19 protein-coding genes and 3 pseudogenes are annotated in these 25,003 nt (G+C 45.0%); 19 read left to right on the forward strand and 3 right to left on the reverse strand.

Translation table 11 applies throughout. From position 1 onward, the window contains the following. Window positions 1–126: 126 nt before the first annotated feature. Window positions 127–1,464 carry an amino-acid N-acetyltransferase gene (gene argA, locus BLO31_RS01380; RefSeq protein ID WP_070962535.1) on the reverse strand — a complete coding sequence of 446 codons (1,338 nt, stop codon included), beginning with the start codon at window positions 1,462–1,464 and terminating at the stop codon, window positions 127–129. Between the two features lie 171 nt (window positions 1,465–1,635). Here argA and BLO31_RS01385 point away from each other — a divergent pair, with 171 nt between their 5' ends. The 14 genes and pseudogenes from BLO31_RS01385 (at window position 1,636) to BLO31_RS01450 (ending at window position 15,606) form a co-directional block, all read left to right on the forward strand. Next, on the forward strand, window positions 1,636–2,043 hold the full coding sequence (locus tag BLO31_RS01385) for a DUF2850 domain-containing protein (protein ID WP_070962536.1): 408 nt from the start codon (window positions 1,636–1,638) through the stop codon (window positions 2,041–2,043). 147 nt (window positions 2,044–2,190) lie between these two features. Next, complete coding sequence (gene mltA, locus BLO31_RS01390) at window positions 2,191–3,294, forward strand: murein transglycosylase A (RefSeq protein WP_139158910.1); 1,104 nt, start codon at window positions 2,191–2,193, stop codon at window positions 3,292–3,294. Between the two features lie 101 nt (window positions 3,295–3,395). Next, complete coding sequence (gene tcdA / locus BLO31_RS01395; RefSeq protein WP_070962537.1) at window positions 3,396–4,205, forward strand: tRNA cyclic N6-threonylcarbamoyladenosine(37) synthase TcdA; 810 nt, start codon at window positions 3,396–3,398, stop codon at window positions 4,203–4,205. 16 nt (window positions 4,206–4,221) lie between these two features. Beyond that, window positions 4,222–4,650, forward strand: coding sequence for a cysteine desulfurase sulfur acceptor subunit CsdE (gene csdE, locus BLO31_RS01400; protein WP_070962538.1), 429 nt, complete (start codon window positions 4,222–4,224; stop codon window positions 4,648–4,650). Between the two features lie 136 nt (window positions 4,651–4,786). After that, window positions 4,787–5,910 (forward strand): annotated as a pseudogene (rlmN, locus tag BLO31_RS01405) (dual-specificity RNA methyltransferase RlmN). Window positions 5,911–6,343: 433 nt separating this feature from the next. After that, window positions 6,344–7,342: a cytoskeleton protein RodZ gene (rodZ, locus tag BLO31_RS01410; protein WP_070962539.1), complete on the forward strand. Its 999-nt coding sequence runs from the start codon at window positions 6,344–6,346 to the stop codon at window positions 7,340–7,342. A gap of 9 nt (window positions 7,343–7,351) precedes the next feature. Beyond that, entirely contained in the window at window positions 7,352–8,470 is a 1,119-nt protein-coding gene (gene ispG, locus BLO31_RS01415) for a flavodoxin-dependent (E)-4-hydroxy-3-methylbut-2-enyl-diphosphate synthase (RefSeq protein ID WP_070962540.1), read from the forward strand. A gap of 43 nt (window positions 8,471–8,513) precedes the next feature. Then, window positions 8,514–9,782, forward strand: coding sequence for a histidine--tRNA ligase (gene hisS, locus BLO31_RS01420; protein ID WP_070962541.1), 1,269 nt, complete (start codon window positions 8,514–8,516; stop codon window positions 9,780–9,782). A gap of 65 nt (window positions 9,783–9,847) precedes the next feature. Beyond that, complete coding sequence (locus BLO31_RS01425; protein ID WP_070962542.1) at window positions 9,848–10,462, forward strand: YfgM family protein; 615 nt, start codon at window positions 9,848–9,850, stop codon at window positions 10,460–10,462. Between the two features lie 12 nt (window positions 10,463–10,474). Then, window positions 10,475–11,635 (forward strand): outer membrane protein assembly factor BamB, encoded by a 1,161-nt coding sequence (bamB, locus tag BLO31_RS01430; RefSeq protein WP_070962543.1) that lies wholly within the window; start codon window positions 10,475–10,477, stop codon window positions 11,633–11,635. A 152-nt stretch (window positions 11,636–11,787) separates the two neighbouring features. Continuing rightward, a complete protein-coding gene (gene der, locus BLO31_RS01435) occupies window positions 11,788–13,275 on the forward strand; it encodes a ribosome biogenesis GTPase Der (protein WP_070962544.1) in 1,488 nt (495 codons plus the stop codon). 54 nt (window positions 13,276–13,329) lie between these two features. Next, window positions 13,330–14,205 carry a metal-dependent hydrolase gene (locus BLO31_RS01440; protein WP_070962545.1) on the forward strand — a complete coding sequence of 292 codons (876 nt, stop codon included), beginning with the start codon at window positions 13,330–13,332 and terminating at the stop codon, window positions 14,203–14,205. Window positions 14,206–14,490: 285 nt separating this feature from the next. Next, window positions 14,491–15,346, forward strand: a pseudogene (locus BLO31_RS01445) (GGDEF domain-containing protein). A 29-nt stretch (window positions 15,347–15,375) separates the two neighbouring features. Beyond that, the gene (locus BLO31_RS01450; RefSeq protein WP_070962546.1) at window positions 15,376–15,606 is read left to right on the forward strand and encodes a zinc ribbon domain-containing protein; all 231 of its coding nucleotides are present in this window, start codon (window positions 15,376–15,378) and stop codon (window positions 15,604–15,606) included. On the opposite strand, the pseudogene xseA reads toward BLO31_RS01450, so the two are convergent. Continuing rightward, window positions 15,603–16,933: pseudogene (gene xseA, locus BLO31_RS01455) on the reverse strand (exodeoxyribonuclease VII large subunit). The gene BLO31_RS01450 and the pseudogene xseA sit on opposite strands and share 4 nt — an antisense overlap. A 231-nt stretch (window positions 16,934–17,164) precedes the next feature. Here xseA and guaB point away from each other — a divergent pair. From guaB to BLO31_RS01485, 5 genes are all read left to right on the forward strand, one after another. Further along, window positions 17,165–18,628, forward strand: coding sequence for an IMP dehydrogenase (gene guaB, locus BLO31_RS01460; RefSeq protein WP_070962547.1), 1,464 nt, complete (start codon window positions 17,165–17,167; stop codon window positions 18,626–18,628). A gap of 94 nt (window positions 18,629–18,722) precedes the next feature. Next, window positions 18,723–20,276 carry a glutamine-hydrolyzing GMP synthase gene (guaA, locus tag BLO31_RS01465; RefSeq protein ID WP_070962548.1) on the forward strand — a complete coding sequence of 518 codons (1,554 nt, stop codon included), beginning with the start codon at window positions 18,723–18,725 and terminating at the stop codon, window positions 20,274–20,276. A gap of 339 nt (window positions 20,277–20,615) precedes the next feature. Continuing rightward, the gene (locus BLO31_RS01470) at window positions 20,616–20,966 is read left to right on the forward strand and encodes a helix-turn-helix domain-containing protein (protein ID WP_070962549.1); all 351 of its coding nucleotides are present in this window, start codon (window positions 20,616–20,618) and stop codon (window positions 20,964–20,966) included. Then, a complete protein-coding gene (locus BLO31_RS01475; RefSeq protein ID WP_070962550.1) occupies window positions 20,960–22,273 on the forward strand; it encodes a type II toxin-antitoxin system HipA family toxin in 1,314 nt (437 codons plus the stop codon). The genes BLO31_RS01470 and BLO31_RS01475 overlap by 7 nt, the downstream gene beginning before the upstream one ends. A 297-nt stretch (window positions 22,274–22,570) precedes the next feature. Then, window positions 22,571–23,164: an acetate uptake transporter gene (locus BLO31_RS01485; RefSeq protein ID WP_070962552.1), complete on the forward strand. Its 594-nt coding sequence runs from the start codon at window positions 22,571–22,573 to the stop codon at window positions 23,162–23,164. 154 nt (window positions 23,165–23,318) lie between these two features. Here BLO31_RS01485 and BLO31_RS01490 read toward each other — a convergent pair whose 3' ends face one another. After that, a complete protein-coding gene (locus BLO31_RS01490; RefSeq protein ID WP_070962553.1) occupies window positions 23,319–24,860 on the reverse strand; it encodes an alanine/glycine:cation symporter family protein in 1,542 nt (513 codons plus the stop codon). Window positions 24,861–25,003 lie beyond the last annotated feature (143 nt).

Consider the following 25,003-nt stretch of genomic DNA (forward strand, 5'->3'; position numbering starts at 1 on the left):
AGATAATATTGATGGCGCCCCTATCCAGAAGCGCTGGAATATTAACCAAATTAACCTATGAAATAAAGTGGATACGTGTGTAATTTTTGGGACAAGATGCCTACTCGTTCTTTGGTCCTAATTTAATCAGGTACTTAGCGCTAAAATTTTTGAACGGCGCTGAAGGTTGTAGAGATTCTGCTTTTGCATGGGGAGTTCGGAAACCGAAATTTCTTCAAATCCCTGCTCTCTAAACCAGTGGAGACTATGGGTGGTAAGAACGAAAATTTGTTCAATTCCTTTGGCTTTGGAATGCTGACGCATATGGTTTAGAAGGACTAAGCCACGGTTACCATCTCGGTACTCGCTGTGAATGGCAACACAAGCCATCTCTGCCATTTTGTCATCCGGATACGGGTACAAGGCTGCACACCCAATAATAAGGCCGTCTTTTTCGATAATAGTGAATTGATGGATCTCTTGTTCTAACTGTTCTCTTGAACGTCTGACAAGAATTCCTTGCTGTTCCAGAGGTTCAATCAAGTCCAAAATACCGCCAATGTCATCAATGTGTGCTTGGCGAATTTGCTCCGCGCTCTCCACAACAATCTGTGTTCCTATGCCGTCGAGAGAAAAGAGTTCCTGAATTAAAGCGCCGTCGACCTTATAGCTCACTAAGTGGCTGCGTGGAACACCTGCGCGACACGCAGCAGTGGCCGCGCGAAGAAAGCGCAGCGTCCCCGATGAGTTGTCGTCTTTGTGGTTAACATCGAAAGTAAGTCGTTCGAGAATTCGCTCGGCTTCCGCTGGGAATAGCTCGGCAACCGCGTTGCCTTCTTCGTCGATGATACCTTGCTCTGAACAGAAGCCTATTAATTTGTCTGCATTGAGTTTTATCGCCAATTGGGTAGCGAGTTCTTCAGACAAGAGGTTAAAAGATTCCCCAGTAACTGAACTGGCAATCGGACCCAGTAGCACTATCGAGCCCTGATCGAGCATGCGATTGATACCATGGGTATCAATGCGACGAATACGCCCGCTATGGCAGTAGTCGACACCATCATCAACACCAAGTGGTTGGGCAATAACAAAGTTTCCGCTAACCACATTGAGTTGAGTGCCTTCCATTGGTGTGTTGCCAAGACTCATAGAGAGTTGAGCCGTGATAGCCAATTGAAGTTGTCCCGCAGCTTGCATCACCAAGTTCAGTGCTTTCTCATCGGTAACTCGAACACCTTTATGATAGGGCGTTTGGTAATTATTCGAGTTAAGTACCTGATTAATCTGCGGTCGAGCGCCGTGAACCAGTACGATCTTCACCCCAAGACTGTGAAGTAAGGATAAATCACTAATTATGTTGGTAAAGTTGTCATCGGCTACAACCTCACCTCCCAACATAACGACCATGGTTTTGCCACGGTGCGCGTTGACATAAGGGGCGGACTGTCGAAAACCTTTAACTAGTTCGGTGCTACGGATCTTCACGATAATACTCGTTTGTGAATTGTTATGTGAAAATAATGCAATATTATTCTGTTTTCAACAACTGTTTTTTTTGACTCAATATTAGAGAATTAGACTTGGTCGATTGTCGCAGTCTCAAGCCAGTGGTATAGAATAAGAAATAGTGAATTACGATACTTATAAAAAAACTAGATGAATAACGCTGACCCTGCAGCAAATCGAGCCAACAAAAAGAAGATAGAGCGGTTTCTACTGGTAATTGCTGTGATCATTTCTATTGTAGCGGTGATGGCCTTTTCCTTGTTGTTTAAATACATTAATAAACTCAACTATCCAGACCAAATGATCTACGGAACTTGGGTAGAGCAAAACGTCGCACCTTATGCGGCCGACAAATTTACTCTCACCCGCAATGGTGTGGTGGTGAATGGTGGCGTAGTTGCAACGCAGTTTCTGTTTGATGGTAAGTACTTTAAGTATCAGTCAGGAGAGCAAACTCGCCGTTTCCTATTTCTCAATCAAGATATGACGCAAATGCGATTGATTTCTGAGGTTAACTATCAGCCTATCTATCACTTGATAAAGAGTGATCAGCAATGACCTCACGGTTTGGTTTTGAGATTGTTACCATTTCCAATTCTGAATAAGTTGCTATTAACTTCAGACTTTGCCATGCTCCCTAAATCTTTGGTCTAACGACCTTTAGTGACTATTTTTAGCGCTTATCAGTTAGAGGAATTAACATAAGTGATCAATAAAACCCTTCCATTAGCTTTAGTGGCTCTCCTAGCGGGTTGTGCGCAGCCTACCGACCGAGCGCAACAATACTTAGACGGTGAATTTCCACAAACTCTCAACAAAGTTACCGTTGTTGATTCGCAAACCCCTAGAGACTTTACTGAGTTTCATCGTCAAGCGCATGAAGTGGTGAGCAATTCTCCATCAATGGCCGCTATCTATCAGCCTCTATATGAAAAGCTAAATGAATGGGTTTTACAAAGTGGTGATCCTGCTAGTTTAGCGCAGTTTGGTGTTCAGGCCGCGCAACTAGGCGGTGGTGATAAGCAGGGCAATGTTCTTTTTACTGGGTATTTCTCACCCGTTATGGAGCTTCGTCATCAAGCCAATGAAAAGTTTAAGTACCCAGTGTACAAAATGCCCAATTGCGATGAAGATTGCCCAACGAGAGCAGAGGTCTATGCCGGTGCTCTAGAAGGGCAAGGTTTAGAGTTAGGCTACGCGGCGAATCGCATTGATCCATTTATCATGGAAGTGCAAGGCAGTGGCTTTGTTCACTTTGAAGATGACGATACGCTGGAGTATTTTGCCTACGGCGGTAAGAACAATAAAGCGTACGTCAGCATTGGTAAGGTACTGATCGAGCGCGGTGAAGTACCACGAGCTAAGATGTCGTTAAAAGCGATAAAAGATTGGGTGTTAGAAAATGATGATGCAACAGTAAGAGAGCTGCTGGAGCAGAACCCATCTTTTGTATTTTTTGAGCCAAGATCGGCGGCGCCAGTAACAGGCTCCGCGGGTATTCCATTACTGCCAATGGCATCTGTTGCTGGTGACAGAAGTTTGTTCCCAATGGGGACACCAATATTGGCAGAAGTTCCATTGCTCAATCCAGACGGAACGTGGAGTGGCGGTCATCAGCTCCGACTCTTGTTAGTGCTTGATACCGGAGGCGCGGTTAAGCAAAACCACCTCGATCTGTATCACGGGATGGGGCCAAGAGCAGGTACGGAAGCAGGCCATTACAAACATTTTGGCCGTGTGTGGAAGCTAGGACTAGAAGGGTCAGCAACGGAAGCGCCTTGGGCATTACCACCTGAAAAGCTACAATAGTTAAATAGAGTTTAAAGCTAGCCTTTAATCTTACAATCTAGACATTTTTATTAAGAGTGCGTATAACGCACTCTTTGTTTTTTATCCATCGGAATAGTGTTATGCGCGAACTAGATACGCCAGCATCTGACAATTACAATCAACGCTTTGGAGGCACACGTCGTCTCTATGGTCACGATGAAGTGGAGATCTTACGAGCCGCTCATGTCTGTGTTATTGGTATTGGTGGCGTGGGTTCTTGGGCAGTGGAGGCACTGGCAAGGACAGGGATCGGCGAATTAACACTGATCGATATGGATGATGTGTGCGTCACTAACATTAATCGTCAGATCCATGCTTTGAGCGGCAATATAGGTCAGAGCAAAGGCGAGATGATGGCGCAGCGCGTGGCCTTGATTAATCCAGACTGTAAGGTCAATGTCATTGATGATTTTATTACACCGGATAATCAACACGAGTATTTAAGCAAAGAGTACGATTACGTTTTAGACGCGATTGACAGTGTTAAAGCAAAGGCTGCGCTATTGGCTTATTGCCGCAGTAACAAGATCAAGGTGATTACCACTGGTGGTGCTGGCGGACAAGTCGACCCAACTCAGATAAAAGTGGCCGACCTGACCAAAACGATCCAAGATCCATTAGCAAAGAAAATTAAAGACACACTGCGCCGTTTTCACAATTTTCCTAAAAATCCACAACGAAAATTTGGCATTGAATGTGTGTTCTCCACCGAACAATTGAAGTACCCACAAGCCGATGGTTCAGTGTGTGCAGCGAAAGCAACAGCAGAAGGGCCAAAAAAGATGGATTGCGCCACCGGATTTGGTGCAAGTACCGTGGTCACGGCAAGCTTTGGATTTGTCGCCGTCGCGCGTATTGTTGAAAAGCTAATTCAGAAACACTCAAAATAGCAAGCTAGGAATGTGAATGTCTGACTATCCGCAAAGTCCATTTGGCAGCGAAATTACCGCTGACCATATCGCAGATACACTCTCTCAGTTAAAAGGCTGGGAAGAGCGTTATCGACAAGTCATCATGTTGGGCAAGAAACTACCCGCAATGCCCGAAGAACTGAAAAGTGAACAGGTCAAAGTGGCGGGTTGTGAAAGTCAGGTGTGGCTAGTATGTAGACAAGTGGATGAGCAGTGGCATTTTTGTGCGGACTCTGACGCTAGAATTGTACGCGGTTTGATCGCTATTGTGCTCGCGGCGTATCAAGGTAAAAGCGGTAAAGACATTCAAGCGTTCGATATCGATTCCTACTTTGAGCAGCTCGGGCTAATCGCACATTTAAGTCCTTCAAGAGGCAATGGCCTTAAAGCTATTGTGGAGCAAATTCGTCAACTGACTAGCTAGATTTCGGGTTGTTTAAATTTTAATCAGATAATTATTAAAGCCTTAGATAATTCGGGGTGTTACAGACCTTGTTGTGACTGCATAAAGGCTGTACAATTCGCGCCCTTAATTACTGAACCGTCATTTGAGAGGTTACATGACCACTGAAAAAATCAATCTACTTGACTATGACCGCAAGGGCTTGCGCAAGCTATTCGCAGAAGAATTAGGCGAAAAGGCTTTCCGTGCGGAACAAGTGATGAAGTGGATCTACCATTTTGGTGTTGATGACTTCGAAAAAATGACCAACATAAACAAAAAGCTGAAAGAGAAGCTTCAGCGACGTTGTGAAATTGTTGCTCCAGTTGTTGCAGAGGCCCAGCATTCATCAGACGGCACGATTAAGTGGGCAATGAAAGTTGGCGATCAAGATGTTGAAACGGTTTATATTCCAGAAGATGATCGAGCGACACTTTGTGTTTCTTCACAAGTGGGATGTGCACTAGAGTGCAAGTTCTGCTCTACTGCGCAGCAGGGCTTTAACCGCAATCTGAAAGTTTCAGAAATCATCGGTCAGGTTTGGCGAGCTGCTCGCGAAATTGGACTAGAGAAAGAGACTGGAAGACGCCCTATCACAAACGTAGTATGATGGGTATGGGGGAGCCGTTACTTAACATGAAGAACCTAATTCCATCATTAGAGCTGATGTTGGATGATTTAGGCTTTGGATTGTCGAAGCGTCGTGTAACCGTATCCACATCAGGCGTTGTTTCTGGCTTAGATCAGATGACCGGCAATATCGACGTGGCGTTAGCGATCTCTTTACACGCGCCTAATGACACCCTTCGCAGTGACATCATGCCTATCAACGATCGCTGGGATATTGAAGACTTCTTAGCATCAGTGCGCCGTTACATTGCGACCTCTAACGCTAACCGCGGTAAAGTGACCATCGAGTACGTGCTACTCGATCATGTTAACGACGATATGGATCACGCACGTGAACTAGCGGAGCTGTTAAAAGACACGCCGTGTAAAATTAACCTGATACCGTTTAACCCATATCCAGGTTCTCCGTACAAAAAGCCGAGTAACTCGCGTATCGATCGCTTCCAAAAGACTTTGATGCAATACGAGCACACAGTAACCGTTCGAAAAACGCGCGGAGATGATATTGATGCGGCTTGTGGTCAGTTAGTCGGCGATGTCATTGACCGTACCAAGCGCACCCAAATGCTCCAAGCGGCTCGTGGTGAAACTATCTCGGTAAAAGCCGTTTAAATAGAATGATCAACGCTTTAAAGAACAATAAAAACCAGAGTTTAGGCTCTGGTTTTTGCTATTTTGAATCTGAGTAACATTTCTGCCATTTTAGTGACAAAGGAAAAAATACCTGAGTTAACATGCGTATCTGTTGAGCAATTTTGTAATAAGAGCTCGCATAACTAATGTAAAAATTAGGAAAAACCTTGAGCTGTTTGTAATTTATGCGGGTTAGTTATGTTGTTTCAGACGTAATATCTATTAGAATTAAACAGTAATAACAAAGTAGTAGTGAATGACTCCCAGACTTTTGTAGTCCGGCGCTTTAAAACTACTAGATATACAGGAAAGTCCTGGCCAAATTTTAAATCGCTTCTGTTAAAGCAAAGCTACGAACAAAAAAAAAGAAAAGCCTAGTTAACAGAAGATTACTAAGAGAACTTAGCACACTATGATTGCAGAAAACGAAACCGTTGCAGAAGAGACAAAAATTCAACCGGGTGACATTCTTAAAGCGCGCCGAGAAACGTTAGGTTTAACTCAAAAGCAAATTGCCGACCGCTTGCGACTGCGCTTATCGATTATTGAAAATATCGAACTCAACCAATTTGAATCGGATCAGGTTGCTACCTTTACACGAGGCTACTTAAAGTCGTACGCACGTGCGGTAGGAGCTGATGAGATAGAAGTACTGGCCGCTTTAGATAGTTGCACCACCGTTGAAGAAGAAGAGCACACCATGCAATCTTTCTCTCAGCAAACCGACAAAGAGAGAAGCGATAGCCGTATTATGAAGATCACTTGGGTGATTGTTGTGATCATTTTCGGTATATCAACGTTGTGGTGGTGGCAGAATCAGCAAAACACCCAGATAGAGCTCACTGCGCCGCAAGAAGAGACCAGTCAAGCGTCAACGGAGCAAACTCCGACTGCGGATTTCGTCAATCTTGAAGAGGAGGACAGGGCCGAAACGGAAACGACAATTTCTCAGGTTTCTGAAGTTGCGGAAGAAGCGACTCCTCAAGTCAGTACCGATGCCGCAGAAGAACCTGCTGCAGAGGTAGTAGAAGCGGTTACGGAAGCTCCTGTAGAGAGTGTTGATGAGCCAGCGGTGGAAGAGTCTGTCGTTGAAGAAGTGACGTCTTCACAAGTAGAAGCTACAGATTCAGACAGCGCGGCGGTCGAAGTGGGCAGTAATGTCAGCAGTGATCTCGCGTCTCTACTAGAAATGAGCTTTGATTCCGATTGCTGGATTCAAGTTAAAGATGCAAGTGGTAAAACGCTTTCTACCGGACTTAAAAAAGCCGGACAATCTCTCCAATTATCAGGTAAAGCACCATTTAAAGTGGTTTTGGGCGCCCCAGAAGGCGTTTCTATCACATTTGCGAGTGAACCTGTCGACCTTTCTGGGTATACTTCAGGCAAAGTAGCAAGATTCACTTTACCTTAGAAAAATATTATGCAACACGAATCACCTATTAAACGTCGTCCATCGACACGCATCTATGTGGGCGATGTGCCTATTGGTGATGGCGCTCCGATTGCAGTGCAATCGATGACCAACACCAGAACAACAGATGTGGATGCGACGGTTGCACAAATAAGAGCACTGGAAAATGTCGGGGCAGATATCGTTCGCGTATCTGTACCAACCATGGATGCCGCAGAGGCTTTCAAACAAATTAAGCAACAAGTTAAAGTTCCACTAGTTGCCGATATTCACTTCGACTATCGTATCGCGCTTAAAGTCGCGGAGTACGGTGTGGATTGCTTGCGTATTAACCCAGGTAATATCGGCAACGAAGATCGCATTCGATCCGTCGTTGATTGTGCCAGAGATAAAAACATTCCCATCCGAATTGGTGTGAATGGTGGATCTCTGGAAAAAGACATTCAGGTCAAATACGGCGAACCTACCGCAGAAGCGTTGGTAGAATCGGCAATGCGCCATGTCGATATACTAGACAGACTGAACTTCGATAAGTTTAAAGTTAGTGTAAAAGCGTCAGATGTATTCTTAGCGGTTGATTCTTATCGATTGTTAGCGAAAAAAATTGATCAGCCGTTGCACTTGGGTATCACCGAAGCTGGTGGTGCTAGAGCTGGTTCGGTAAAATCTGCGGTTGGTCTTGGAATGTTACTTGCCGAGGGTATCGGTGATACCTTACGCATTTCTCTTGCGGCGGATCCCGTCGAAGAGATCAAGGTCGGTTTTGACATTTTAAAGTCTCTGAGAATACGTTCTCGGGGCATCAATTTTATTGCTTGTCCAAGTTGTTCACGTCAAGAGTTTGATGTGATTGGCACCGTCAACGCCCTAGAGCAGAGACTAGAAGATGTTCTCACTCCTTTAGATGTTTCCATTATAGGGTGCGTGGTCAATGGTCCTGGCGAGGCAGAAGTTTCCCACTTAGGACTTGCGGGCAGTAACAAGAAAAGCGCATTTTATGAAGACGGAAAACGTCAGAAAGAGCGTTTTGACAATGATGACTTGATCGATAAGCTAGAAGCAAAAATTCGTGCAAAAGCATCAATGTTAGATACGGATAAGCGCATCGATATCAAAATAAAAGATTAATTCTCAACGGCACTCAACCAAACAAAGAGTTACGGAAATTATTGTGGCAAAGACAATACAAGCGATTCGAGGCATGAACGACTGCCTCCCAACACAGTCCCCACTGTGGCAAAAATTAGAAAACACCGTTAAAAGCGTGATCAGTGCTTACGGATACAATGAAGTCCGTATGCCGGTTGTTGAGATGACTCATTTATTCAGTCGCGCTATCGGTGAAGTTACCGATGTGGTTGAAAAAGAAATGTATACCTTTGAAGACCGCAATGGCGACAGCCTTACACTAAGACCAGAAGGTACAGCTGGCTGTGTGCGTTCCGGTATCGAAAACGGTCTTCTGTACAACCAAGAACAACGTTTGTGGTATATGGGACCCATGTTCCGCCACGAGCGCCCGCAAAAGGGTCGCTACCGTCAATTCCACCAGTGTGGTGTAGAAGTATTTGGTCTTAATGGGCCTGACGTAGATGCAGAACTGATCATGATGACAGCGCGCTTATGGCGTGAGTTAGGCATCGACAAGCATGTGCGTTTGGAGCTGAACTCGATTGGCTCTCTAGAAGCCCGTGCTAACTACAGAACTGCGTTGATTGAGTTCCTAGAGCAGCATATGGATATTCTTGATGAAGATTGCAAGCGTCGTATGCACACCAATCCGCTTCGCGTTTTGGATACCAAGAACCCAGAAGTACAAGCAGTATTAGGTGACGCCCCTCGTCTTTCTGATTACTTAGATGATGAGTCGAAGCAACATTTTGCAGGTCTGTGTGAACTTCTTGATGCTGCAGGTATCGAATACACTGTTAATGAGCGTTTAGTCCGTGGTTTGGACTACTACAACCGCACTGTATTTGAGTGGATTACTGAGAGCTTAGGTGCTCAGGGCACGGTTTGTGGCGGTGGTCGTTACGATGGTCTTGTAGAGCAGTTAGGCGGTAAAGCGACACCGGCTGTCGGTTTTGCGATGGGATTAGAGCGTCTGGTTCTAATGTTAGAAACACTGGAACTTACCGATGTTCGTCGCAGTGTGGACGTTTACATGGTGACCGCTGGTGAAGGCACTATGATGGCGGGTATGAAACTGGCAGAGAAACTGCGCGAACAGGTTTCAGGTCTGCGCGTGATGAACCACTTTGGCGGCGGAAACTTTAAGAAACAATTTAAACGCGCAGATAAAGTCGGCGCAGCAGTAGCATTGGTGCTTGGTGAAAACGAAGTATCTGATGGTACGGTCGTGCTAAAAGATTTACTTGGTGGTACTCAAGAGACTTACGGCCAAGATGAAGTTATCGAGAAGCTAAAAGCACTCGTTTAAGCAAAGAAACAGTACAAAGTGACGATGGTTCTATCGTCACTTTTCGTGATTTAAGAGGACAGGAAGTGGAAGTCTACGATACTGAAGAACAACAGGTTGAAGCCATTAAAGAGTGGTGGAAGGAAAATGGCAAAGCAGTCATTCTTGGCGCTGTATTAGGTCTAGGTGGCCTTTTCGGTTGGCAATATTATGACAAGTCAGTGATTTCTTCCCAAGAAGCTGCTTCTGAAGCTTACAACCAAGCTCTTGATGCTCTAGCAGCGAAAGGCACCGAAGGTATTTCAGGTGTTCAGAGCTTTATCGAGTCAAATAAAGACAGTGAGTACTCTGTATTGGCTGCACTTCAACTTGCTAAAGTTCAGGTAGAAGCCAACCAGTTGGATGAAGCCTTAGCACAGTTGGAATGGGCGAAGGAAAACAGTAAAGACGCAGCCCTTTCTGCCGTGGTTCATTACCGTCTAGCTAGAGTAAAAGCAGAGCAAGGCAACTTTGATCAAGCGATTGCGGATCTTGCTGGTATCACCGATGCTAGTTGGACGGGGCGCGTTGCCGAACTTCGCGGTGACATCTTACTGCGCAAAGGCGATCAAGAAGCTGCTTATACTGCTTACACAGAAGCGCAGCAAGCCAGCGATGCCAGCCAAACTCTACAAATGAAACTGGATGATTTGGCCAAGTAAGGGCGTACTTAAATGAACAAAATACTAAGAAAAGCGCTAGCAAGTGCACTAGTGTTAGGTGCGTTAGTTGGTTGTGCTAGTGAAGAAGACACTATCGTGATGGCCCCTGTCCCAGTCGTAAATAGTGAATTTACACCTGACAGTGTTTGGAGTACATCCGTAGGAAATGGTGTTGGACAGTTTTTCTCAAAGCTTTCTCCAAAGTATGCCTATGAGAAAATCTTTGTTGCTAGTCGCGACGGTATTGTAAGAGCTCTTAACCCTGACAATGGCGCGACGATTTGGCAAATTGATTTAGAAGGTGATGTGATTGCTCGATTGTCTGGTGGCATCAGCGCGGGTTACAGCAAAATCTTTATCGGCAACGAGAATGGCGAAGTCATTGCGCTTAACGAAGCTGACGGCACATTAGCTTGGAAAGCGAATATCGGCGGCGAAATTTTAGCGGCGCCAGCCACCGACAGTAACATGGTTATTGTTAACACCAGCCGTGGAATGCTGATTGCTTTAGACCAAGCTACGGGTGAGCAAAAGTGGACCATCAGCACTGAAGTGCCGACTCTAACCCTCAGAGGTGATAGCGCCCCGACGACGGTTTCTGGTGGTATTTTCTGGGGTACACCGAGTGGTCGTCTTGCGGCTGCAATTGTCGAGCGCGGCCAGTTGATTTGGCAACAACCGATTGGTACTCCGCAGGGAGCAACTGAAATTGACCGTCTTGTCGATGTAGATGCGCAGCCAATTGTTTTGGGTAGTACCCTTTATATCGTTGGCGTTAACGGACATCTAACAGCTATTGATCTGCGTTCAGGCAAGCCAGCGTGGAAGCGCCAGTACTCAACGGCAACGGATATGGCTGAAGATGGACGTAACTTATATCTAGTGACAGAAAAAGACCACATAGCTGCGGTTGATGCGCGTAGTGGTACAGAAATTTGGACTAACACTCAATTAGAGCACCGTTTACTTACCGCTCCAAAGATCATTGATGGTTACGTTGTAGTAGGGGATACAGAAGGTTATCTGTACTGGATAGATCGCGATACTGGTTATTTTGTCGCTCAGCAGCAGGTAAACTCTAGTGGATTTTCTGTTGGTCCACTTGCCCTACCTGATGGTTACTTAATCATTAGCCGTAACGGCGATGTAAAGAAACTGACGATCAACAAATAATATCGTGATATAATTCACATTCGGCTCCTGGCTGCTTATCAGTTAGGAGCCGTTTTATTGAATTGAAACTAATTTTGTAGTTATAGGTAAACGCGTTTTTCTAAGACGGATTACCTATAACTACAGCAAGAAATATTTATGTAGAGGTTATTATGGTACCTGTTGTTGCTCTTGTAGGGCGTCCAAACGTAGGTAAATCTACCTTGTTCAATCGACTGACACGCACCCGTGATGCGCTGGTAGCGGACTTCCCTGGTTTAACACGTGACCGTAAATATGGCCAAGCCAAGCTTGGCGAGCACGAGTTTATTGTTATTGATACTGGCGGTATTGATGGCAGTGAGGAAGGTGTGGAAACCAAAATGGCAGAGCAGTCGTTAGCAGCGATTGACGAAGCTGATGTGGTTCTGTTTTTGGTTGATGGCCGCGCAGGATTAACGGTTTCCGATCAAGCTATCGCGCTTCACCTTCGAAAGATTGAAAAGCCAGCCATGCTTGTGGTGAACAAAGTGGATGGTATTGACGCAGACGCAGCAAGTGCAGAGTTTTGGCAGTTAGGTATGGACAATATGTACCAAATTGCTGCTGCGCATGGTCGCGGTGTTGGTGCCTTAATTGATAAGGCGTTAAATCCATTTGCAGAAGAGCTTATTGAACAGGCGCAAGGTCAAATTCAAGATCTGACCGACATCGAAGATCCTGAAGAAGAGAAGCTAGACTACACCGAAGAAGAAGCGGAAGAAGAGTTTAAGCGCCTGCAAGAACAGCCTATTAAACTGGCTATAATTGGTCGACCAAATGTAGGTAAATCGACTCTGACCAACCGCATTCTCGGAGAAGAGCGAGTTGTAGTTTACGATATGCCGGGAACAACGCGTGATTCTATCTATATACCGATGGAGCGCGATGGCCGCGAGTATGTCCTTATCGATACAGCGGGTGTCCGACGCCGTAAGCGAGTAAGTGAAACTGTCGAAAAATTCTCGGTGGTAAAAACACTTAAAGCTGTAGAAGATGCAAACGTGGTACTTTTGGTTATCGATGCGCGTGAAAACATCTCAGATCAAGATTTGAGCTTGCTCGGATTTGCATTAAACGCGGGTCGTTCAATTGTATTGGCAGTGAACAAGTGGGATGGTCTTGATACCGATGTGAAAGACCACGTTAAAAAAGAGCTAGACCGCCGTCTTGGTTTTGTTGATTTTGCACGAATTCACTTTATCTCAGCACTACACGGTACCGGTGTTGGTCACTTGTTTGAATCAGTTCAAGAAGCGTACAAGTCAGCGACGACTCGCGTTGGTACTTCAGTATTGACTCGAATTATGAAAATGGCGACTGAAGATCACCAGCCACCTTTGGTTCGCGGTCGACGCGTCAAGCTCAAGTACGCGCATGCGGGTGGATATAACCCACCGATTGTTGTTATTCACGGTAACCAAGTGAATGAACTACCGGATTCCTACAAGCGATACTTGATGAACTACTATCGCAAGTCTTTGGAAATTATGGGTACACCAATTCGAATCCAGTTCCAGAGCAGTGATAACCCGTTTGAAGGTAAATCAAACAAGATGACCCTATCGCAAGAACGCAAACGCAAGCGTTTGATGGGCATGATGAAAAATCGCAAAAAATAAGTTTTCTAAAGCACCTTAAACCAAGGTGCTTTTTTGTATGAAAAGGCGCTTCCTATGTCAGTTAGTCCAACCCGTGTTCGTTTCTGCCATCAAACGTGGCAACTGAGTTCTGCTGTGCAACTCGTTCACTCCGAAGGTGATGTCACTTATCTAGTGACCCAATCCACTCCCTTTCACCCCGTGAGTCACATTTGGCCAGATCACCCGGCAGATAGAGGGATTGTGGAGTTCAATAAGCAAACTTTTACCGTGGATGATTGCTTAGTAGGAGCGATCGAAGTATCCAGCGGGCAGCTATATGTCGATAAGAATATTCCAGTAAAGAGAGATACCGACGGCTGGGTATTTGTAGTTGTGCACTGCCTTAAACAGCCATGCGATATCGCGGTTGGAGATATGGTTGAGTTACTGGTGGATAAAGAGTACCAAAATGCCTTGAGCCGAGGTCATAGCGCAGGTCACTTGGCCTTTTTGGCGTTAAACAAAGTGCTTACAGAGCAGAACTATTGGCGCAAAGACGCTGACCGGAAAGATCCATTAGGTCACTACGATTTTAACAGTTACGCGCAGGTAACAAGTTTTGTGACGGAAAATCGCTGCCACGACGTATACCGTTTAGGGAAAACGTTGAGAAAACGCGGTTTAAATAGCGCAGACATGCTGGCTAACCTAGAGGATATCACTCAAGCAGTGAATCAACAGCTTATTGATTGGTTGGCAGTAGGTTCTGCTGTTGAAGTGAGATGCGAAGGAGAGGCATTAACAGACTCTCGATATTGGCGATGCCAGTTAGATCTGAACACATTGATAGAAATTCCATGTGGTGGAACACACGTTCAAAGCTTATCTGATATGGGTTTGGTAAAGGTTCGATTACAAGAAGTAGACACTCAGCACATCGAAATGCACACCGATGTAAATGAAAGATAGCGCAAAGCGATCGTTTTATTAAATTCTGTTAAATTGAATTTTAGTTAGTTTTTTAGTTATTAATGCCATTTAAAATCCAAAGACAGCACATGTAACTTATGCTTTCGGTATGTGGTTATATAAATGTTCTTTTAAGGGCAGATCGCTGATCAAAATGGATTTTGCCGATGATCTTGTAAGGATCTTAGTTGGCTAGTAATTGTGATGCATAATATGGATTGTTTGTAATCATAATGTAATAATTCAGATCTATTCACTTACTGATAATGAGGTTAACGTTTTCGCATGAAAGCGCAGTCTTTGCTCGATGCACATCGTTCCGTTAACAAACTAATGAGAAAACTCGTGTTAGGTTTAGATCAGCAAAGTCTAAATCGCGAGGTGATCGCTTTAACTGAGCAACTCTTTGGTGAACGAAAAGCATCGATCCTCAAACTAGATGATAATCGCTTGTATGTCGAATACGCTCCTCATCTTCCCGGCTTTTACAATCAAGCTATTAACGGGGTGGAAATTGGGGAGAAAGTGGGCTCATGTGGAGCCGCCGACAGAAGAGTTAGAAGTAGTACAAATGTTGGCTTCACTCTATGCCGTTGCCTTAGAGAAATATCAGTTGGAGTCGCAGTTAAAGTTTCACGCCAGCCGCGATCCCCTTACTCATTGCTTCAATCGCCGCGTTTTACTTCAAGAGGCACAATACCACTTAGATAACACCACTTGCCGCCATGACCTTGTCGGGTGCTTTTTTGTCGATATTGACAAGTTTAAGCAGATCAATGACAAGTTTGGCCATGAGGTGGGGGACGAAGTTTTGATTCAGGTAGCAAATACGCTTAAAGAGCATTTTGGGTTGGGTTCGGTTATCGGACGTTACGGCGGTGACGAGTTTGTTGGATTCAGTTGCTTTGACAATAAAGAGGAGCTTGAGACGTTTGTGGCTCAGTTGTCTTCATCACTGAACCAGTTGGAACTTATCGAAGGGTATCAAGTTTCAGTCAGTCTTGGGTATCACGGTACTGAGTTAACGGAAAACCTAAATTTGGACAAGTTGATCAAGGCGGCGGACGTTTCAATGTATCGAGTAAAACACGCTAAGCGACCAAAGTGTGATAGAGATCATGGTGTAAAAATCCCCGGCTGAAGATACTGGGCAAAACGGCGGAGGTGATTATGCAAGAAAATATATGCCCCAAATGCGATGTAGAGCTTGAGTGGAAAGGCCAATACCACTGTGATGAATGCGAACAAGATTATGTCAAAGTAGGTTACTGCCCAGAGTGTAATGATAAGCTAGAAAAGCTTCAGGCATGTGGTGCGGCAAACTACTTTTGCAATAGCTGTAACGAACTTAAGTCAAAGTCAAAAGTGAAATTTGAATTTCAGGCTGTCGATGCAGATTAGTTTACGGTTGAACGCACAGTACCATCAGATAAACGGGTGACGATAACGTCGCCTGTTTTTGTTTGTGACGCTTGCGTTATCACTTTACCCGTATCGTCTTGAGTAATTGAATAACCTCGTTTAAGCGTTGCAAGTGGGCTTACTGTATCGAGTTTTTCAGCCGCCAAGGCGAGCTTGTGTTTTTGATTGAGCAACTTCTTGTCCATGGCGTCGAGTAGCTTTTGCTCTAACTGCAAAAAGGTTGCTTTCTGCTGTTCCAGTTTTTTCGCTGGCGAGTGAAGTTGCAAACGGTAACTCTGCTTTACCAAGTGCGCTTTCTGCTGGTCGAGAAAGCGTTCCATTGCCCGCTCAAGATTGATGCCTAATTCGTCCAACTGCTGACTTTGACGAGTCAGTTGCTGCTGAGGATGTTGGCGATCAAGTCGATGGCTTAGCAAAGAGATATGGCGTTTTTGATCACTGATGTAATGACGAAAGGCGCTGACAAGTTTGTGCTGACGAGAGAGCAGTGCTTGATCTTTGTGGCTGTTGTCACGGCTGACCAGCTCTGCAGCGGCCGATGGCGTTGGGGCGCGCATATCGGCGACAAAGTCTGCGATGGTAACATCAACTTCGTGCCTACGGCGCTAATGATAGGAATTTGACTGGCGGCAATGGTCCGCGCCAGTACTTCATTATTAAAGCACCAAAGATCTTCCAGCGAACCACCGCCACGACCGACGATTAATACATCGCATTCGTTGCGGCTATTGGCACATCCTATCGCTTGAGCAATTTGAATCGCTGCTTCTTCACCTTGAACCATAGTGGGGTAAACCACAACGGGAAGAGAAGGGTCACGCCTTTTTAATACATCCAGAATATCAAACAGGGCAGCACCAGTTTTTGAAGTAACAATACCCACGCGCTTTGGATGTTCTGGCAATGGTTTTTTTGCCGTTTGAGCGAATAGCCCTTCGGCGGCCAGTTTCATTTTGAGAGCTTCATACTGCTGCTGGAGGCGACCATCGCCTTCGGGCTGCATTGACTCTACGATAAGTTGGTAGTCGCCTCTAGGTTCATAGAGAGAGAGGCGTGCTCTAACCAAAACCTGATTACCACTTGCTGGTTTAAAGCTTACGCGTCGGTTGTTACCACGAAACATGGCACATTTAACTTGAGCGCGGGAGTCTTTAAGAGTGAAATACCAATGACCAGAAACGGGAGCGGAAAAATTCGAGATTTCGCCAACTAACCAGACGATGCCCATCTCGTTTTCGAGTAGTAAGCGAACTTCTGCGTTTAAGCGAGAGACAGTAAAAATGTTTTGGTTGGCCAGAGCTGACAAGACTAATCTCGTAGACGTGAGTATGGAAATTAGCGGCAATATAATACATATCAAGGGGTCGAATGCAAATAAAAAACAAAAAAATGTGTGGTCAAGCGATTGCGTTGGCCGTATAATCCCACCGCAATATCTAATCTAAATCAATTTTTCCTGATGCTTAACATCGGGGTTAAAACGATAAAGCTTGGATTGTTCTAACACTTCATATTTATTAATTGTGAGATATTGCAAATGCTAAGAATTGCCAAAGAAGCGCTGACATTCGATGATGTTCTGCTTGTGCCAGCACACTCCACCGTTCTCCCAAACACAGCTGAACTTCGTACTCGTTTAACGAAGAACATCTCTCTGAACATTCCTATGATTTCTGCGTCCATGGACACAGTAACTGAAGCTCGCCTAGCGATTGCACTCGCGCAAGAAGGCGGTATCGGCTTTATTCACAAGAATATGTCTATTGAGCAGCAGGCTGAGATGGTACACCAAGTGAAGATCTTTGAAGCTGGTGTCGTTTCCCACCCTGTTACTGTTCGTCCAGAAGCGACGATCGCTGATGTGACGGCTCTGACAGAAAAGCACGGTTTTGCGGGTTTCCCAGTAGTGACCGAAGGCAACGAACTAGTGGGTATTATCACTGGTCGTGACGTGCGCTTTGTAACGGATTTGAACAAAAAAGTGGCGGACGTAATGACGCCAAAAGATCGTCTAGCAACTGTATTAGAAGGCGCTGGTCGTGAAGAAGTTCAGGAAGAAATGCACAAAGCACGTGTAGAAAAAATTCTAGTTGTGAACAATGAGTTCCAACTGACCGGTATGATTACCGCAAAAGACTTCCACAAAGCAGAACGCAAACCAAACGCGTGTAAAGATGAGCAAGGCCGTCTTCGCGTAGGTGCAGCAGTGGGTGCTGGCGCTGGTAACGAAGAGCGTGTAAAAGCCTTGGTTGAAGCTGGCGTTGACGTACTTCTTATCGACTCTTCTCACGGTCACTCTGAAGGTGTTCTTCAGCGTATCCGCGACACTCGTGCCGCTTACCCTGATCTAGAGATCATTGGTGGTAACGTTGCAACAGCAGCAGGCGCAAAAGCACTTATCGAAGCGGGTGTAAGCGCAGTTAAAGTAGGTATCGGCCCAGGCTCAATCTGTACTACTCGTATTGTTACTGGTGTAGGTGTACCACAAGTTACGGCTATTGCAGACGCTGCCGAAGTGGCGAACCAATACGGTATTCCTGTGATTGCTGACGGTGGTATCCGTTTCTCTGGTGATATCTGTAAAGCTATCGTTGCTGGTGCATCTTGTGTGATGGTTGGCTCTATGTTCGCTGGTACAGAAGAAGCACCGGGTGAAGTGATTCTTTACCAAGGTCGCTCTTACAAAGCTTACCGCGGAATGGGTTCGGTTGGCGCTATGTCTCAAGGCTCTTCTGACCGTTACTTCCAATCTGATAACGCAGCGGACAAGCTAGTTCCAGAAGGTATCGAAGGTCGTATCGCATATAAAGGTCGCCTAAAAGAGATCGTTCACCAACAGATGGGTGGTCTGCGTTCAAGCATGGGTCTAACAGGCTCTGCTACGATTGAAGATCTTCGTACTAAAGCTGAGTTTGTTCGTATCTCAGGCGCAGGTATGAAAGAGTCTCACGTGCACGACGTACAAATCACTAAGGAAGCGCCAAACTACCGCCTGGGTTAATCCAGCGTAAACGTTTGCTTTTTTCCTTGAAGCATTGAGATGGGGCGAGTACACTCGCCCCCGATGTCAACATTTAGCTATAAGATTGCCCACAATGACGAAAAATATCCATGACCAACGTATTCTGATTCTGGACTTCGGTTCTCAGTACACGCAGCTAGTTGCGCGCCGTGTCCGTGAAATCGGTGTTTACTGTGAACTATGGAGCTGGGACGTAGAAGAAGCGGATATTCGTGAATTCAATCCAGACGGTATCATCCTATCTGGTGGCCCAGAGAGTGTGACGGAAAACGACTCTCCACGCGCTCCACAATATGTGTTTGACTCAGGTGTTCCTGTTCTTGGTGTATGTTACGGCATGCAGACCATGGCAGAACAGCTAGGCGGTAAAGTAGCAGGCTCAACAGAACGTGAGTTTGGCTACGCGCAAGTTAAAGTTTCTGGCGAATCATCCATTTTTAAAGATCTTGAAGAACTACAAGATGTTTGGATGAGCCACGGTGACAAGGTGGTAGAAATTCCATCTGACTTCGTAAAAGCAGGCGAAACGGACACTTGTCCATACGCTGCGATGGCGAACGAAGAGAAGAAGTACTACGGCGTTCAGTTCCACCCTGAAGTAACCCACACCAAACAAGGCAAGCAGATGCTAGAGAACTTTGTTCTTGGCGTATGTGGTTGTGAAGGTTTGTGGACTTCTGAATCTATCATTGAAGATGCGGTTGCTCGTATTAAAGAGCAAGTGGGTGAGGATGAAGTTATCCTAGGTCTATCAGGTGGTGTTGATTCATCAGTCGTTGCGATGCTAGTACACCGAGCGATTGGCGACAAATTGACTTGTGTTTTTGTCGACAACGGCCTACTTCGTCTAAACGAAGGTCAGCAAGTGATGGATATGTTTGGCGATAAGTTCGGCCTGAACATTATCAAAGTGGACGCTGAAGATCGCTTCTTGAAAGCCCTTGAAGGTAAGAGCGATCCAGAAGAGAAGCGCAAGACTATCGGTCACGTATTTGTTGACGTATTCGATGAAGAGTCGAAGAAGCTGAAAAATGCCAAATGGCTAGCTCAGGGTACCATTTACCCAGACGTTATCGAATCGGCTGCATCTAAAACAGGCAAGGCGCACGTTATCAAGTCTCACCATAACGTAGGTGGTCTACCTGATGATATGGAAATGGGTCTGGTTGAGCCGCTTCGCGAACTGTTCAAAGATGAAGTGCGTAAGATTGGTCTAGAGCTTGGTCTTCCATACAACATGCTTTACCGTCACCCATTCCCGGGTCCGGGTCTAGGTGTACGAGTTCTTGGTGAAATCAAGAAAGAGTACTGTGACTTGCTACGTCGTGCAGACGCTATCTTTATTGAAGAACTACACGCAGCAGACCTATACAACAAAGTTTCTCAAGCGTTCACGGTATTCCTACCAGTTCGTTCGGTAGGTGTAATGGGTGATGGCCGTAAGTACGACTGGGTTGTCTCTTTGCGTGCTGTCGAAACTATCGACTTTATGACTGCGCATTGGGCACACCTGCCATACGATTTCTTAGGTAAGGTTTCTAACCGTATTATCAATGAAGTCGACGGCATTTCACGTGTGGTATACGACATCTCTGGTAAGCCACCAGCGACGATTGAATGGGAATAATTTCTCAACTGGAAGCATCTGATACTAACAGATACTAAATCATACTTAAGTCCGCGTAATTGCGGACTTTTTTTGTTTTTGCCTTAGGTATTTTTGGGAATGACTAGTATCGCCAAGCACGCTTCAACGGGTTATGACTGGTCATGTCGCTGGAAAATTATAGTTTGAGGTTTTTAATGACTTTATTTTAGGTCAAAAAGTTTGTGTTTAGTGTTTTATGACCTATTATTAGGTCTTTATGTTTGCATGGGTTCTTGATTTGGTCACTGTCTTTACAACCTATAATTGGGTCATAAGGATAATTAAATGAACTTAACGCTTGGAAAATAGGTCACTATTATGGATACGAACGTATACGCGATGTCAGATGAGGCACTTTCACTTGAGCTTGGCCGAAGAATTGAAAGGCGAAGGTTGGATAGCCACATCCCTTTTACTCAGTCAGAGTTAGCAAAGAAAGCGGGTATAAGTCGTTCTACCTACCAAAATATGATTGTTGGCAAAGCGACCTTAATGAATGTGATTAAGGTTCTTAGAGTATTAGAAGCTCTGGAAGATGTTGAATCTTTCTTACCTGATCCCGGTATTAGCCCAGTACAACTTTTAAAGATGCGGGGTAAGCTCCGTCAGCGAGTAAGGGGGGCTACTGGAAAACAAAACAGTGAAGATGAAGGGGACTTAGGTTGGTAGCTAAAAAATACGACACGGCAAAAGTTAGTATCTTTGGAAAAGACGTCGGAGCCTTAGCAAGAAACTCGGATACAGGTGTAGTGAGCTTTGAGTATTTCGATGAGTGGCTGCGACGGGGGTTCGCTGTTTCACATAGGCTGCCTCTAAAGTCTGGCGTTTTCAGTTTTCCATACTTGAGCTATCCGACATATAAAGGTTTGCCAGCTGCATTTGCAGATACCTTACCCGATGATTTTGGTAATGCTGTGATTAATGCTTGGCTCGCAAGGCAAGGACGCGATCCGCAATCTTTCAGTGCATTGGAACGATTACTTTATACTGGCACTAGAGGGATGGGGGCACTTGAATACGCACCGGCTCTCGCTGAAAGTACTAAAAATAATAGCGAACCCCTCGAAATGGATTCTCTTGTAGCAATGGCACAATCCGTTCTCGATCAGCGTAATGATATCAATGAAACGATACATGATGAGGATGCTAAGCAGGCATTGTCTGGTATTGTTCAGGTTGGTACGTCTGCTGGTGGTGCTCGCGCTAAGGCGGTGATAGCTGTCAATGCTGACCGCACTCAGCTTCGTTCTGGTCAAGTGAATTGTCCTGAGGGTTTTGAGCACTTCTTAATCAAGTTTGATGGCGTAGTAGAGCGCTCATCAAGTAGTGAAGTTTTTGGCGACCCTAAAGGGTTTGGCTTGATGGAGTACGCATACTATAAAATGGCTAAAGAGGCGGGTATCGACATTTCTTATTGCGAGCTTTTTAGGGAAAACGGAAGAGCCCACTTTATGACAAAGCGATTTGACCGTATTGGAAATGATAAGGTGCATTATCAATCTTTGTGTGCAATGGATCATGCCGATTTTAAAAAGCCGGGAGCTTATAGTTATGAAGAGCTTTTTACCTTACTTCGCGCTCTAAGGTTGGATAGAAATACAGCGCTGGAGACCTTTAGGCGTATGGTTTTTAACGTCATAGCTCGAAACCATGATGATCATACAAAAAATTGGGGCTTTGTTCTCAATGATCAAAAGAAGTGGGCGTTAGCTCCTGCGTTCGATATAGCATACAGTTATAAGCCAGGTTCACCTTGGGTGGATAGTCATCAGATGTCTATCAATGGTAAACGAGACAACTTTGTCAAACAGGATCTTATGGGAGTATTACCAGAATCCTTGAGAGAAGAAGGCGAGAAGATCATGTTACAGGTCTATGAAGCAATCTTAGGTTGGCGAAGAATAGCGGCTAAAATTGGAGTAGAGTCGTCGTTTATCGATGAAATTGAATCTAATCATCGTCTTTCATTGTTATAAACTCATTTACGGTTGACCGTAATCTTAAGTCTCATGAGTTTTAACTCCATCGTATACCAAGTCTATTTAATCTCACTTACTTCTGGGTTATGGGGAACTTTAGTTTTACTAACAAGCGAAGCACCGCCAATTTCAACTCGATACTGGAATAACGTTTTCTGGCGTTTTTGAGAATGCATGTATAGGTATTTTGTTGTTTTTGAAAACTTAGTTTTCGAAAACGAGTTTTGTGCAACTGTGTACTTATTATTTAAAATATTTAAATAAGGTTTAAAATTTTTTTTAGGTAAGTAACAGATGTCCACTAATTTTGCCAATCCAGCACCATTGGGTCTAATGGGGTTCGGGATGACGACGGTTCTACTCAACATTCACAATGCTGGATTTTTTCCCATTGATTCAATGATTCTCGCAATGGGAATTTTCTATGGCGGTATCAGCCAAATTCTAGTGGGTATGATGTGCTTTAAGCGCGGAGATACCTTTGGTACAACTGCATTTACCTCCTACGGCTTGTTTTGGCTGACCTTGGTCGGAATTATCGTTATGCCATACATGGGACTACCAGCAAGCCCACACGGCTTTATGGGGTGGTACCTGACACTTTGGGGCATCTTTACCGGATTTATGTTTATTGGTTCACTGCGCTACCCAGTTGCGAAGCAAGTTGTCTTTGGTTCATTGACCATTTTGTTTGCTTTACTGGCGATTCGCGATTTCACTGGCAGCGAACTGATTGGCACAATAGCGGGTTACGAAGGCATTTTCTGCGGAGCGAGCGCTATTTACTTTGCTATGGCACAAGTACTGAACAACGAATATGGCCGCACGATTCTTCCGATTGGCGAGAAGCGCGATTCTCAGCCTAGCTTAGAGCAAGTGGCGGCATAAAGTTACTGTTGGGAACAGTAAACTTCTCTGCACCGGAGTATTGCTAATTGACTGTCTGATAAAGTTAGTGAATGGAAAAAGCAGAGGTTTAAATTCCAGCTTTCTGGAAAATAAAAGGGTTAGCTCACGCTAACCCTTTTTCTGTTTGAGAAACTTAGGTTGAAGGTTGTTCAACGGTCTTTGTTTCTTTTTCTTGAGCTTGTGGATCTTGTCCTGTTTTACGGCGGTAACGTTCTTCCCAGTACGTCGCCCCTTTAATACCGAGTTTTACAGGGTTGAAAGTGTATTCGGTGACACCTTGCTTCTGTTGCTCTTCGTAGTCTTTTAGTGCTTTTAGAGCAGGTTTAGACATAAAGAAGATAATTAAGATCCCGACGATGTTTAGCCAAGCCATTAGGCCAACACCAACATCACCCATGGCCCACGCAAGGTTAGCGGTTTTCACTGTTCCGTAGAATACGACAGCAATCAATACCACTTTGAGAACAAACATTAGACCGTTGACTTTGAACGTACGGCGGATGTAGGCAATGTTGGTTTCAGCGATGTAGTAGTACGCCAGAATGGTGGTAAAGGCGAAGAAGAATAGTGCGATTGCAATAAACGGCTTACCTATACCCGGTAAAGCGCTTTCAATCGCCATCTGGGTAAACACCGGTGCGTTTGCGGCAATATCGGCTGGGAGATTTTGAACTAAGAAGCCATCAGCACCGTGAACGTTGTAAGCACCGGTGATTAGGATCATAAACGCCGTTGCAGAACAAACCAGCAAAGTATCGATGTAGATAGAGAACGACTGCACTAGACCCTGTTGAGCTGGGTGGTCAACGTTCGCTGCCGCTGCTGCATGAGGGCCAGTACCTTGGCCTGCTTCGTTAGAGTAAACTCCGCGTTTTACACCCCAACCAATTGCAGCACCAATGCCCGCCATCGGTGTGAATGCGTCACCAATGATCATGCCAAAGATACGCGGTACTTCACCGATGTTTAGCAAGATGATGACAAAAGCAGTAATGATGTAGGCGAGTGCCATGAATGGGACAACAATCTGTGTGAAGTTCGCGATGCGCTTTACACCACCGAAGATGATGAAAGCTAGGATGACACAAACAACCGTACCAGTGAAAATTTTCGCAAAACTGAAGGTACCGATAGCGGTTTCGATCATATCACCACTGCCAAACGCCGCTTCGACAGCATTACCAATACTGTTTGACTGAACGCCAGGAAGTAATACACCACATGCAAAGATAGTTGCGATAGCAAAGATCCAAGCATACCATTTTTGCCCCATCGCTTTTTCGATGTAGTAAGCTGGGCCACCGCGGAACTCGCCTTTATCTTCTTCTTTATAAAGCTGAGCCAGTGTAGATTCTGCGTATGCTGTTGCTGCGCCAAAGAAGGCTACAACCCACATCCAGAATACGGCACCAGGGCCACCAAAACCGATTGCCGCAGCAACACCAGCGATGTTACCTGTACCGACTCGACCTGAAAGAGAAACCGCTAGGGCTTGGAAAGATGAAATGCCTTTATCTGAGCTTTTACCTGAAAGCAAAAGACGCCACATTTCAGAAAAGTGACGAACCTGAACAAAACGGGTCATCACGGAATAGAACAGACCAGCTCCCAGACACAAATAAATCAGTGCCGGACTCCAGATTATTCCATTAAGAAAATCAACTAATGACTGCATAGTACTTTTCCCTGTTAATGGTAGTTGTGGTTGTTTTTCGTTCGAGATATTAATCTTTTTGTAACTTGATTGTTAACTAAAATGTCTGTTTATGTTTATCGATGTGAGCGTGAACACAAAATGCTAAATAAATGTTAATAATT

The organism is Vibrio sonorensis (assembly GCF_001854765.1).
GTDB classification, from domain to species: Bacteria; Pseudomonadota; Gammaproteobacteria; order Enterobacterales; family Vibrionaceae; genus Vibrio; species Vibrio sonorensis.